Genomic DNA, 12424 nt, shown 5'->3' on the forward strand with positions numbered 1-12424 from the left:
CTCACGACGCCGACTCCACGGCGTCCGCGTACGCGACGATCCGGGCACCGGCGTGTCCGGCCGCGTACCGCTCCGCGCCTGCCCGGGTCATGAAGGCGCGCCACTCGCCCCCGTCCCGCACCCACACCGCCCGGTCGGCGAACCAGGGCGTCCCGGTCACCGAGTCCGGAACGTACGCCGCCCGCACCCGGGCCGTCCCGGCCTCCCCGACCGCCTTCAGGAGCGCACCGGGGCCGTCGAACGTACGGGTCGACGCCTGCCCCCTCAGCCACAGCTCCGGCCGGGGAGGGGCCGCCTCCGGGTACGCGGCGCCCGTGACCGCCCGCCGCAGCGGGGCCGTGTCGACGAAGGCGTCCACGTCGACGTCCTCCACCAGACCGGCCGCCCGCAGGACCGGCACGTCCTCCTTGAGCGCGGCCACCAGCTCCGGGCGGAGCGCCGGGTCGAAGGTGGCGACGCCCCGGGCGCCGTTGTAGAGGTAGACCGCCTCGGCGGGCAGCCCGGTCTCCTCCGCCACCGACTCGGCGGCCGCGACCGGCCGGGCGCGCAGCTCGTCCGTGGCGCGCCGCTGGGCGCGCAGGAACGCGTCGAGCACCGCCGGCCGCTCCTTCGCGAACCGTTCGCGCACGGTCACGCCGTGGAAGGTCGGCAGGTCCAGCTCCGCCCCGTCGTACAGGGCCCTCGCCCGGCCCTGGAAGGCGAGCAGGCCGGGCCAGGCGACGAACTGGGACAGCGCGTCGGCGCTGCCCGCCGCCAGGGCCGAAGCCCCCACGCTCGGCTGCTGGTTGAGCTTGCGGACGTCCTTCTCCGGGTCGAGTCCGGCCCGCCGGAGCGCCCGGACGAGGGTGCCGTCGGCGGCCGACCCGACGCTGGTGGACACCGTGCGGCCCTTGAGGTCGGCCAGCGTCCGCAGCGGCGAGTCCGGCGCGGTCACCACGGTGTTGAGGCCGCCCCGCAGGTTGTACCCGGTCACCGACACCAGCCGCGTCGGCTGCTCGAGCTGCTTGCCGCGCGCCGCGTTGAGGAGCAGCGGGAAGTCGCCCATCGAACCGATGTCGATCTTCCCGGCCGTCATCTGCGCGGTGATCGGCGCCCCGGTCGCGTGGTCCTGCCAGCTCACCCGGTAGGAGACGCCGTCCTTCCGGCCCTGCCGCGCGAGTTCCTCCTCGAAGTACCCGAGGGAGCGCAGCAGGGTGCCGGCGGTGACGGTGTTGATCGTCTTCGACTGGTAGCCGACGGTCACCGTGACCTGCTTCGCCCCGGACCCGTCACCGGTGCCGGAGGCGCAGGCGGTGGCGAGCGGCACCAGGGCCAGGGCGAGGGCGGCTCTTCTTCTCTTCATGGGGACCGGGCCTTTCACCGGAGCAGGTAGGGCATGTTGACGGTGACCGCGCCGGTCGGGCAGCGCGCGGCGCACGGGCCGCAGTACCAGCACTCGTCGACGTGCATGTACGCCGTGCCGTTCTCCTCGCGGATCGCGAGCGAGTCCAGCGGGCACATGTCGACGCAGAGCGTGCAGCCGTCGATGCACTTCGACTCGTCGATGGTCACGGGCACGTCGGCGCGCTGGGGGACCAGGGGCATGGCTGTCTCCGGGGTACGGGATGCGGGGGTACGGGGGCAGGGGCCGGGCGGAGGGAGGTTCAGGGGGTGCGGCGCAGGACGCCGCTCATGGTGATGCGGTCGCCGCGGAAGCGGATGAACTCCAGGTCCACCGGCCGCCCGTCGGGCAGCCGGGTCAGCCGCTCCAGCATCAGGACGGCGGCCCCGCGCGGGGCCTGGAGCACGGCGGCGGAGTGCGCGTCGGCGTTGACGGCCTCCAGGGTGATCTCCGCGTGCCCGAGGGGGGAGCCGGTCAGCCGCTCCAGGAGCCGGAAGACGTCCGTGTTCTCCAGGTCGCAGCCGAGGAGCCCGGCACCGATGTCCATCGGCAGGTAGGACAGGTCCAGGGAGAGCGGCAGCCCGTCGAGGCGCCGCAGCCGCTCGACGCACAGCACGTCGGAGTGTGGGGGCAGTCCGAGCCGGTGGGCCACCGGGCCGGGCGCCCCGACCGGTCCCACGGTCCGGACCTCGTTGGTGACCCTGCCGTGTTCGCGCAGGGTCTCGGCCAGTCCCTGGAGCCGGTCCAGGCCGTGCGGGTACTTCGCGCCCACCACCACCGTGCCGACGCCCGGCTGCCGGTCCACCAGCCGCTCGCCGCGCAGCAGGTCGAGGGCCTGCCGGACGGTGTTCCGGCTGGCCCTGCAGTCGGCCGCGAGGACGTTCTCCAGGGGAAGGACCCCGCCGGGGAAACCGCCCGTCAGGATCTGGTGGCGCAGCAGGTCGGCGAGCTGCCGCGCCCGGTCCGCCCGGAGGAGCCGGCGGCGGGCGGCGGCGACGGGGCGGGCGGCGGGAGCGGGTTCGGCGGGCATGACACGGAACGTAGCGGGGGACCGGCCCCGGTGGTGTTGCCACAGTGTTGCGCCATCCCGCAGGCTTCCCGTACCTCTGTGAACTGCGGAAACACGGGACGGACGGAGAGTTCCGCCACCCGGCCGCCCGCCACGTGGACGGTCGGCCGTCCAGGATGCGGAGGGGGCGTGCCGTGTGTTCCCCGGCCTCACGCCGGAGCGCGGCGGAGGACGGCGGGGAACAGCAGAGGGAGTGCGGCGGAGGGCGCCGAGGAGCGGCTGCCCGGGGGAGAGGGGCGGGGCACGGACCGGCCGCCCGTTCCCGGACCGGACCGCCGCCCGGCGGGCACCCTCCGGGGGCCGGCACCGGACCGGCCGCGTCGGCGGGGGAGGGGCACGGAGCGCGAGGTCGCGCGGCGGAAGGTCAGGGAGCGACCGTCTCGCTCACGATCAGCTCCACGAGCGCGGGCAGGCCGCCCTCGGCCAGGGCCCGGCGCTGACGGTCGGCCGAGGTGCCCTCCTGGAGGAGCCGGTGCAGCAGCGAGGTCACCTCGCGGGTGTCGCCCGCCTCGTCCAGGGCGGGCGTGATGTGGTCGAGCAGCGAGCACAGGACGTCGCCCGACCGGCGCGACCGCCCCTCCGGGTCGACCAGCAGGCCGCTCAGGCCGTGGCGGGCGGCGTGCCAGTTGGCCGCCTGCAGCAGCTCGGGCGAACACTCGGGGAGCGGGACCCCGGCCTTCTCCTCGTCGATCGCGGTGGCGACGAGCGCGCGGACGATCCCGGCGAACATGACCGCCTCGTCGGCGCGCAGCTGGACGTCCGCGCAGCGCACCTCGACCGTGGGGTACCGCTCGGAGAGGCGGGCCTGCCAGTAGAGCTGGCCGGTGTCGGTGATGACGCCGGTGTCGAGGAGCGACCGGACGCGCTCCTCGTGGTCCGCGAGCGAGGTGAAGCGGGGCGGGGGCCCGCTGACCGGCCACCGGCCGAAGATCACCGTGCGCCAGCTCGCGAACCCGGTGTCGCCGCCGTCCCACAGGGGCGAGTTCGCGGACATGGCCACCAGGGTCGGGAGCCAGGTGCGGATGCGGCTCAGGACGGCGACGCCCATCTCGCGGTCCGGCACGGCCGCGTGCACGTGCATCCCGTTGACCAGCTGCTCGGCCACGAGCTGGGGGGCCTGGGAGGACATCGCCAGGTAGCGGGCCTTCCGGGTGACGGGCACGGGAGCCGCCTCCCGGTAGGGGGCCGTCGCGCAGGCGGCGAGCCGGCAGCCGTGCTTCTCCGCCGCCATGCCGAGCGCGTGCCGCAGTCGCAGCAGGTGGCCACCGACCTCCTCCAGGTCGGTGCACACCGGTGTGGCGACCTCCACCTGGGCCTGCAACAGCTCCGACTGGACCTCCGAGCCCTCGACGATCGGCTGCAGCCCGGCCGACGCGCGCACCTGGTCTCCGAGTGGTACGGGGAGGCACGTGTCCGGATCGAGCAGCAGGTACTCTTCCTCGACCCCAATAGTGATCATGTCTTCCCGGTACCCCCGATCGGCCGGGAGAATCGCTTCCTCGCCACACCGTCTTCACGGGTCCGGCACAAACCGGGGGTACGGGCCGGTGGCACGGCCCGGCCGGGCGGCCGGAGGCCCCGGCGGCGCCTCAGCCGCCGAGATGGCGCTCCAGCCAGTCGGCGGCGGCGCGGCGGAACAGGCGCCGGTTGTCCGCCCGGCGGAACTCGTGCCCCTCGTCGCGCAGGGTGAGCATCTCGGCGGGCAGCCCCCGCTCCCGCGCGGCCCGCACCATCTGCTCGGACTCGCCCGGCGGCACGTTGGTGTCGTGCTCGCCGTGCACCGCGAGCAGCGGTACGCGCAGCGCGTCGACCCGGCTCATGGGGGAGAGCGAGCGCAGCAGTTCCCGGTCGCGCGCCGGATGCCCGTACTTGTGCGCCGCCGACTCGGCGATCCACGGTTCGGTCCCCTCGAAGAACGTCGCGAAGTCCGACATCCCGCACACCGCGACACCGGTCCGGAACAGCTCCGGATGCCACACGAGGGAGGCCATCGTCAGGTAGCCGCCGTAGGAGCGGCCCATCACCGCCAGCCGCGTGGGATCGGCGAGTCCCTCCAGGACCACGTGCGCCGCGCAGTCGGCGACGTCGTCCAGGGCGGCGAACCGCCCCGTGCCGAGGTCGGCGTCCACGAACGACCGCCCCCAGCCGGACGAGCCGCGCACGTCGGGCGCGAAGACGTCCAGGCCCCGGCCCAGCAGCTCGTGGTACAGCGGGTCGAGCACGGGCCGTTCCTGCTCCTCCGGCCCACCGTGCAGGTGGATCACGCACGGGGCGGGCCGGCCGGCGTCGCGCCCGGGCGCCCGGTAGTACCAGCCGCCCAGGCGCAGTCCGTCACGGGCCACCGGCCGCAGCGGCAGGGGGCGCACGGGCGGCCTGCCCGGCGGTACGGCGTCCTCGTCCCGCGACGACCAGGGCGTGCGCGCCGACAGCGCCCCCGGGGGCATCCACCACACCCCGGGGCGCCGCTGGGATCCCGACAGGGCCAGCACCATCCCGCCCGGCCCGGCCCGGGTGATCCGGGTGACCACCTCGTGCGGCAGCGGTACGTCACGGGGCGGCACGGTCCCGGTGGCGGCCCCGGCGGGGGAGGTGCCGCCCGCCGGGAGCCCCAGCGTCTGCAGCTCGCTGGCCCCCCGTACGTTCCACACGAGCGCGGCCGTGCGGCCGTCCTCGGCGAACGCCAGGAGTTCCAGGTCGCTCTCCTCGCGCTCGGCCACCACGGACACGCCGAGCCGCCCGCCGTCCTCGTCGAGACCGACGGCGAGCAGGGCGGCGAACTGCCGTCCGTGGTCGCTCCGGAGCCACACCGTGCGGCCGTCGGACGAGAACCGGCCGATCCACGGGTCCCCGTCGCCGACCCGCAGGACGGACCCGGTCGTGAGGTCGGCGGTGCGCACCACCACCGCCTCCCGCCGGCCGCGCGGTCCCCGGCGCACCAGGGCGAACCGCCCGTCCTGGCTCACGTCGCAGACCCGCAGGGTCGCGGCCCCCGACTCGACGGCGACCAGGACGGGCGACCGGAGGCCGTCGGGGTCGACCAGGTAGGCGGTGAGCCGGTCCCGCGCGCCGTCGTCCGCGCCCTCCGCTCCGCCAGGGCCGCCCGGCCCGGGACGCTCCGGGCCGGACGGCCCGACGTCTCCCCGGCGGGGGCCGCCGAGCAGCGTGGCCGGACCGTCGCGGCCCGCCCAGCCGGCGGGCAGGTCGGCGAGGACCGCCTCGTGGTCCGGGACGGCCGCCTCCTGCCGGGGGGCGCGGGCGGGCGGGACCGGCGGCTCGGCCACCGTGACCGCCACGGCCGAGCCGTCGCGCGTCCAGCGGCCGAGGTACGCCGAGCTGCCCGCGTCCGCGCCCGCCACGATCCGGCGGCCGGTGCCGTCCGGACGCACGCACAGGACCCGGGTGAGTTCGCCGCCCCCGGGGGCGACCGTGTAGGCGATCCACCGCCCGTCGGGGGACCAGGCCACTTCCGTGACCGGGTCGGGGTCCGTGTCGAGGAGGTGGACCTCCGGGCCGTTCACCGGGCCGGTCCACAACTGGGGGACGCCCGTCCGGTCGCAGATGAACGCCACCCGCTCGCCCGTGGGGTCCACGGACGGGTACCAGCAGCCGTGCGCGACCAGCGGCCGCGGCACGTCGCGCAGTCCGGCCGCGTCGGCCAGCGGCACCGGCACGGGCGCCGCCGACACCCCTCCGTCCGGTCGGTTCAGTCGATCCCGTGGGTCTGCAGCCATATCTCCAGCAACGCTATGTGCCACAGGGCGTTCGCTCCTCGCTTCGTCCGGTGGTGGTCGGGGGCGGAGAGGAGTTCGGCGACGTACTCGTCGCGGAAGACGCCCCGCGCCCGTGCCTCCGGTGCGGACAGCGCCTGACGCACCCGTTCGAGGACGGGCCCCGCCATGTGGCGGATCGCCGGCACCGGGAAGTACCCCTTCGGCCGGTCCACGACCTCGCGGGGGAGCAGCTTGCGGCCCGCGTCCTTCAGCACGCCCTTGCCGCCCTGGGCCAGCTTCAGCTCCGGCGGGCAGGCCGCCGCCAGCTCGACCAGCTCGTGGTCCAGGAACGGCACCCGGGCCTCCAGGCCCCAGTCCATGGTCATGTTGTCGACGCGCTTCACCGGGTCGTCCACGAGCATGACGTGGGTGTCCAGTCGCAGCGCCGCGTCGAGCGCGGTCTCGGCCCCGGGCGCGGCCATGTGCTCGCGGACGAACAGGCCGGACTCGTCGCGGCCGGTCAGCAGGTGCGGCTGGAGGATCCGGGCGAAGTCGGCGTGCGGACGGTCGAAGTACACCTCCGCGTACCTCTCCGGCTCCTCCTCGCGCGGCACGGAGGCCAGGTCCGGGTACCAGCGGTAGCCGGCGAACACCTCGTCGGCGCCCTGGCCGCTCTGGACGACGCTCACCTCCTTGGAGACCAGCTCCGACAGCAGGTGGAACGCGACCACGTCATGGCTGATCATGGGCTCGCTCATGGCCCGGATCGCGCCGTCCAGGGCGGTCGACACCCGGTCCGAGGGGACCATCAGCTGGTGGTGCGCGGTGTCGTAGTGCCGGGCGACCAGGTCCGAGTAGAAGAACTCGTCGCCCTCCTCGCCGCCCTCCGACTCGAACCCCACGCTGAACGTCGCCAGGTCCTTCTGGCCCTCCTCGGCGAGCAGTCCCACGATCAGGGACGAGTCGAGCCCGCCGGACAGGAGCACGCCGACCGGTACGTCGGCGACCATCCGGCGGCGCACCGCCGTCCGCAGCGAGTCGAGCACCGCGTCGCGCCAGTCGGCCGCGTCCATGCCCGCGTACGCGTCGCGGCGGGTGTACGACGGCTGCCAGTAGCACCGGTCGCGGTACGAACCGTCCCGCTCCACCACGCGCACCGTGGCGGGCGGCAGCTTGCGGACGCCGTTGAGCACCGTGCGGGGCGCCGCCACCGTGGCGTGCCAGCTCAGGTACTGGTGCAGGGCGACCGGGTCCAGGGAGGTGTCGACGCCGCCGGCCGCCAGCAGCGCGGGCAGGCTGGAGGCGAACCGCATCAGGCCCGGACCGTGGGACAGGTACAGCGGCTTGATGCCCAGCCGGTCGCGGGCGAGCACGACGCGCCCGGTGTCGTTCTCGACGATGACGAACGCGAACATGCCCATGAAGTGGTCGACGCAGTCCGTGCCCCACTGGCTGTACGCCTTGAGGACCACCTCGGTGTCCGACGTGGAGAAGAACCGGTGCCCGAGGTCCTGCAGCTCCCGCCGCAGCTCCTGGTAGTTGTACACGCACCCGTTGAAGACGCCCGTCAGCCGGGCCTCGGCGTCGGACATCGGCTGGGCGCCGCGCTCCGACAGGTCGATGATCTTCAGCCGCCGGTGGCCCAGGGCCACCGGCCCCTGCGACCAGATGCCGTGGCCGTCGGGCCCCCGGGGCGCCAGCCGATCGGTCATGCGCTCCACCGCGGCCACGTCGGGCCTCCGGTCGTCGAACCGTATCTCTCCGCTCAGGCCGCACATGTGGCACCTGCCCGCAGCGCTCCGGCCGCCCCCGGCCTCTCCGGGGCCTCGCAGCCCTCCTCGACCTCATGTGAATCAGTCACGACAACTCCTCGAAGACGGGGAGCGGACGCCCGCACGCCCTCCGGTCCGGGACTGCGCGGCGGCCCGCTCCGTTGGGCGGGTTCCCGCTCGGCCGGGGATCATGCCTTCCGGAGGGTCACGTTCCGCGTACCCGGAGTTCTCCACCGGCGGGGTTTTTGCCCCTTTCCCCCGGGAAGCCGCACCACCATGGACCATTCACAGGCACCCGTGCTCGACGCGCTGGCCGCGTACCACGCGGAGAACCAGACCCCGTTCACCCCGCCCGGTCACAAGCAGGGACGCGGCGCGGACCCCCGTGTCCGCGCCGTCCTCGGGGACGCCGTCTTCCGCTCCGACACGCTGGCCACCAGCGGCCTGGACGACCGCGCCTCCTCCAAGGGCGTCCTCTCCCGGGCGCAGGAGCTGATGGCCGACGCCGTGGGCGCCGACCACACCTTCTTCTCCACCTGCGGCAGCTCGCTCTCGGTCAAGGCCGCCATGCTGTCCGTCGCCGGACCGCACGAGAAGCTGCTCGTGGGGCGCGACGCCCACAAGTCCGTGGTGTCCGGCCTCGTCCTCGCCGGGATCGTGCCGGTCTGGGTGGACCCCCAGTGGGACCCCGAGCGCCACCTCGCCCACCCGCCGTCCGCCGACGCCTTCCGCGCCGCCCTCGCCGAGCACCCCGACGCCCGGGGCGCCCTGGTCACCACGCCGACGCCGTACGGCACCTGCTCCGACCTGCCCGCCATCGCCGAGGCGTGCCACGAGCACGGCGTACCGCTCATCGTGGACGAGGCGTGGGGCGCCCACCTGCCGTTCCACCCGGACCTGCCGACCTGGGCCATGGACGCCGGGGCGGACGTCTGCGTCACCTCCGTCCACAAGATGGGCTCCGGCCTCGAACAGGGTTCGGTCTTCCACCTCCAGGGCGGCCTGATCCAGCCGGAGGTCCTCAAGAACCGCGAGGACCTCCTGGGCACCACCAGCCCCTCCGTGCTCGTGTACGCGGCCCTCGACGGCTGGCGCCGCCAGATGGTCCAGCACGGCCACGCCCTCTACGACGACGCGCTGGCCCTGGCCAAGACGGTGCGGGCGCGGATCGCCGAGATCGACGGCATGCGCGTCCACGGACGCGACGACTTCTGCGGACCCGGCCGCGCGGCCGACCTCGACCCCCTCCAGGTCATCGTCGACATCTCCGCCCTCGGCACCACCGGCTACCACGTCGCCGACTGGATCCGCGAGCACCACCGGGTCAACCTCCACCTGTCCGACCACCGGCGTGCCAGCGCCCAGCTGACCCACGCGGACGACGAGCGCAGCGCCGGGATCCTGCTCGACGCCTTCCGCGACGTCGCCCGGCACGCCGGCGACCTGCTCCCCGCCCCCCGGGTGGAGGTCCCCGACCCGGCCGAACTCCGCCTCGAACAGGTCATGCTCCCGCGCGACGCGTTCTTCGGGCGGGTCGAGCAGGTGCCGTGGGAGAAGGCCGTGGGCCGGGTGACCGCCGAGATGCTCACGCCCTACCCGCCCGGCATTCCCGCCGCGCTGCCCGGCGAGAGGCTGAACGCGCCGGTCCTGCGCTACCTGCGCAGCGGCGTGGACGCCGGCATGGTCGTCCCCGACGCGGCCGACCCCGAGGTCAGGACGGTCCGCGTGTCCGTCGAGGACTGAGGAGCGGCGCCTCCTCGGGGACGAGGAAGGCCCCGGGGGAGCGGTGGCGGCTCCCCCGGGGCGGGGACGGGCCCCGAGGGCGCGGGCGGACGGGTGCGAGGCCCCGGACGGACGGCCCCGGGCCCCTGGACGGGCGGCTCCGGAGCCCGGGAGCCGGGGGAGGAGCGCTCACTCCCCGGCCGCCGCCTTCTCGTGGAAACGGGCCCAAGCCCGCTCCCTCACGTCCGCCCCCAGCAGGACGTCCACCGCCGTGCAGGCCAGGGCCTCCGCCGCCGCCGTCACCACCCGCCGCGCCCGGGGGCCGGCCGTCGCCCCCGCGAACTCGGGCGTGTGGTCCGACCCCTCCGCGCCCATGACCGCGACGAACGGATGGATCGCGGGCACCCGCGTGCTGACGTTCCCGATGTCCGACGACCCCAGGTACACCCCCGCCGCCGGCTCCGTCAGCCGGATGCCCGCCCGCTCCAGGTGCCCGGCGAAGAGACCGGACAGCACGTCGTTGTCGCGGAAGTGCTCGTACCGCCCGCCCACGTCGGTCACCTCCACCGTCGTACGGGTGGCCAGCGCCACGCCCCGGGCGCACGTGCGCACCTCCCCCACCAGCTCCTCCAGGGCCTTCGTGGTTCCGCCGCGCAGCCCGAACATCCCCTCCGCGTACTCGGGGACGATGTTCGTGGCCCGGCCCCCCTCCGTCACGATCCCCTGGACGTGCGAGCCGGACGGCAGGCGCCTGTGCAGGACGCCCAGCGCGTTGAAGAGCTGGATCAGGGCCCCCAGGGCGTCGATCCCCTCCGTGGGGCTGCCGGTCGGATGCGCCGCCCGCCCGTGGAACCCCACCCTGATCTGCGCGCTGGCCGTCAGCGGGGCCCACCTCCAGTCGTGGACCCCCGGATGGAACATCAGCGCCGCGTCCACCCCCTCGAACAGGCCCGCCTCCACCTCCGCGACCTTGCCGCCGCCGCGCTCCTCGGCGGGTGTTCCCACGGCGAGCAGCGTCCCGCCCGTGTCGCCGAGCGCCGCCCGCGCGGCGAGCGCCGCGCCGAGGCCCGCCGCCGCGATCAGGTTGTGCCCGCAGGCGTGACCGAGCAGCGGCAGCGCGTCGTACTCCATCAGCAGGGCGACACGGGGCCCTCCGCCGGAAGCGGCCGCCGGTCCCGTCCGCGCGACGAAGGCGGTCGGCAGCCCGGCCGCGCCGTGCTCCACCCGGAAGCCCTCCCGTTCCAGCTCGCCCGACAACAGGGCGGCCGCCCGGTGCTCCTCGTAGGCCGTCTCGGGGTCGCGGTGCAGGGCGAGGCCCACCTCCCAGAGCCGGTCCGCGCGGGCGGCCACCTCCTCCCTGACGCGGGCGTACACCGATTCCTGGTTCTCCGGCACGGGGATCTCCTCCGGTAGGGGCGGTCGCTCTCCCTCACGTGTTCCACGGGCGCCGCCCGGGATTCCCGCCACGGCCGCCCCTCTCCCAGAAGCCCCCCCGGGGCGCACGTACATCCATCCCCGCGGGGCGGGTAAGCGGGCCCGGGTACGGGGAGCGACGACGGGAGAGGCGTGCACATACGGATGTCCGGGACGGGGGACTGGTGCAGGCGCCGGTGCGGTGCCGCCCGCGAGACCGTCCGGGAGGCGATACGCGGACCGGGCGAGGCGCGCGACGGAATGCTGCTCCAGGCGAAGGGAGCGGCCGCCGCGACCGTCGCCTGGTGCCTGTCCTCGCTGCTGCTGCCCACCAACGTCACGGGGTTCGCCCCGTTCACCGCCCTGCTCGCCCTCCAGTCCACGGTCTACCGCTCCCTGTGGGAATCCGCCCAGTACCTGGGGGCGATGGCGGTCGGGACGGCGGTGGCGGCGGCGTTCGGCACCACCGTCGGCGTCCACGCCTGGGCCCTGTGCGTGCTGGTCTTCGTCGCCCTCGTGGTGGCCCGGCTCCACCTGTTCGGGGGGCAGGGCACCCAGGTGCCGGTGGTGGCCCTCTTCGCGTTCGCGGGCGGCGGGGGACGCATCGACTACATCGGGCACCTGGTGGCGTCCGCCGCCATCGGCGTGTGCTGCGGTCTCGCCGCCCACTTCGCCGTCGCCCCCTCGCCGCACCTGGCCACGGCACGGCGCCAGGTCGAGGACCTCGCCGCGCGCACCGGGGACCTGCTCCGCGACCTGGCACGGACCGCCGCAGGAGAGGCGCCCGACGAGGACGCGCGGAAGGACTGGCCGCGCCGCTGCGAGGACCTGGCCGCGCAGGCGGCACGGGCGCGCGCCGCGCTCGAGAAGGAGCAGGAGAACACCCGGCTCAACCCGCGCCATTCGTGGAGCGCCGCCAGGGAGTCGATCGGGCGCTGCCACGACACCATCGGCATGGTCGAGCGCATCGGTACGCACATCCGCTCCCTCGCCCGTGCCCTGTCCCACACGTCCCCCGGACCGGAAACCGGGGAGACCGGGGCACACCGGTTCCCCGAGGTGTCCGTCTCGGCGGAGTTCTCCGCCTCCTGCGCCGGCCTGCTCCACGCCGTCGCCGACGGCCTGGAATGCCTCGGCCCGCCCGGCGGGCCGACGGACCCCGACCGGTTCCGCCGCCGCGTCGAGGAGGCCGAGCGCCGCTACGAGGAGGTGACGGACGCGGCCCGGGACGGCAGCCTCGGCCGCGCGGGGGAGTGGCCCGTGCACGGCACGGTCCTCGTGGAGGCGGCGCGCATCCTGGAGGAGATCAAGCAGGCATCGGACCTCGCCGCCGAAACGCACGGCTGAGGGAAGGCGC

General features: G+C 75.1%; 9 protein-coding genes. 2 read left to right on the plus strand and 7 right to left on the minus strand.

The genetic code is table 11. From position 1 onward, the window contains the following. Position 1 precedes the first annotated feature (1 nt). From ACFYZY_RS18940 to ACFYZY_RS18965, 6 genes are all read right to left on the minus strand, one after another. Positions 2-1342: an ABC transporter substrate-binding protein gene (locus ACFYZY_RS18940; protein ID WP_388695264.1), complete on the minus strand. Its 1341-nt coding sequence runs from the start codon at positions 1340-1342 to the stop codon at positions 2-4. Positions 1343-1356: 14 nt separating this feature from the next. After that, positions 1357-1584, minus strand: coding sequence for a ferredoxin family protein (locus ACFYZY_RS18945; protein WP_388695267.1), 228 nt, complete (start codon positions 1582-1584; stop codon positions 1357-1359). 59 nt (positions 1585-1643) lie between these two features. Further along, the gene (locus ACFYZY_RS18950; protein ID WP_388695269.1) at positions 1644-2411 is read right to left on the minus strand and encodes a GntR family transcriptional regulator; all 768 of its coding nucleotides are present in this window, start codon (positions 2409-2411) and stop codon (positions 1644-1646) included. A 403-nt stretch (positions 2412-2814) separates the two neighbouring features. Beyond that, on the minus strand, positions 2815-3909 hold the full coding sequence (locus ACFYZY_RS18955) for a glutamate--cysteine ligase (RefSeq protein WP_388695271.1): 1095 nt from the start codon (positions 3907-3909) through the stop codon (positions 2815-2817). Positions 3910-4039: 130 nt separating this feature from the next. Then, positions 4040-6181 carry a S9 family peptidase gene (locus tag ACFYZY_RS18960; protein WP_388695273.1) on the minus strand — a complete coding sequence of 714 codons (2142 nt, stop codon included), beginning with the start codon at positions 6179-6181 and terminating at the stop codon, positions 4040-4042. Next, positions 6154-7938: an N-acetylglutaminylglutamine amidotransferase gene (locus tag ACFYZY_RS18965; RefSeq protein ID WP_388695275.1), complete on the minus strand. Its 1785-nt coding sequence runs from the start codon at positions 7936-7938 to the stop codon at positions 6154-6156. The genes ACFYZY_RS18960 and ACFYZY_RS18965 overlap by 28 nt, the downstream gene beginning before the upstream one ends. Before the next feature lie 270 nt (positions 7939-8208). On the opposite strand from ACFYZY_RS18965, the gene ACFYZY_RS18970 reads away from it, so the two are divergent. Then, positions 8209-9675, plus strand: coding sequence for an aminotransferase class I/II-fold pyridoxal phosphate-dependent enzyme (locus ACFYZY_RS18970; RefSeq protein WP_388695276.1), 1467 nt, complete (start codon positions 8209-8211; stop codon positions 9673-9675). A gap of 168 nt (positions 9676-9843) precedes the next feature. Here ACFYZY_RS18970 and ACFYZY_RS18975 read toward each other — a convergent pair whose 3' ends face one another. After that, positions 9844-11049, minus strand: a complete 1206-nt coding sequence (locus ACFYZY_RS18975; RefSeq protein ID WP_388695278.1) for an amidohydrolase — start codon at positions 11047-11049, stop codon at positions 9844-9846. Between the two features lie 183 nt (positions 11050-11232). Between ACFYZY_RS18975 and ACFYZY_RS18980 the strand changes: the two genes are divergently transcribed. Continuing rightward, positions 11233-12414 carry an aromatic acid exporter family protein gene (locus tag ACFYZY_RS18980; RefSeq protein WP_388695281.1) on the plus strand — a complete coding sequence of 394 codons (1182 nt, stop codon included), beginning with the start codon at positions 11233-11235 and terminating at the stop codon, positions 12412-12414. The last annotated feature ends 10 nt before the right edge of the window (positions 12415-12424 follow it).

It is taken from the genome of Streptomyces sp. NPDC001744, assembly GCF_042892575.1.
Lineage (GTDB): Bacteria > Actinomycetota > Actinomycetes > Streptomycetales > Streptomycetaceae > Streptomyces.

Excerpts from the sequence above, each read along its gene's own strand:
- ACFYZY_RS18945 (WP_388695267.1), bottom strand. The coding sequence starts at position 1,584 with ATGCCCCTGGTCCCCCAGCGCGCCGACGTGCCCGTGACCATCGACGAG.
- ACFYZY_RS18940 (WP_388695264.1), bottom strand. The coding sequence starts at position 1,342 with ATGAAGAGAAGAAGAGCCGCCCTCGCCCTGGCCCTGGTGCCGCTCGCC.
- ACFYZY_RS18965 (WP_388695275.1), bottom strand. The coding sequence starts at position 7,938 with ATGTGCGGCCTGAGCGGAGAGATACGGTTCGACGACCGGAGGCCCGAC.
- ACFYZY_RS18950 (WP_388695269.1), bottom strand. The coding sequence starts at position 2,411 with ATGCCCGCCGAACCCGCTCCCGCCGCCCGCCCCGTCGCCGCCGCCCGC.
- ACFYZY_RS18970 (WP_388695276.1), top strand. The coding sequence starts at position 8,209 with ATGGACCATTCACAGGCACCCGTGCTCGACGCGCTGGCCGCGTACCAC.
- ACFYZY_RS18980 (WP_388695281.1), top strand. The coding sequence starts at position 11,233 with ATGTCCGGGACGGGGGACTGGTGCAGGCGCCGGTGCGGTGCCGCCCGC.
- ACFYZY_RS18955 (WP_388695271.1), bottom strand. The coding sequence starts at position 3,909 with ATGATCACTATTGGGGTCGAGGAAGAGTACCTGCTGCTCGATCCGGAC.
- ACFYZY_RS18960 (WP_388695273.1), bottom strand. The coding sequence starts at position 6,181 with ATGGCTGCAGACCCACGGGATCGACTGAACCGACCGGACGGAGGGGTG.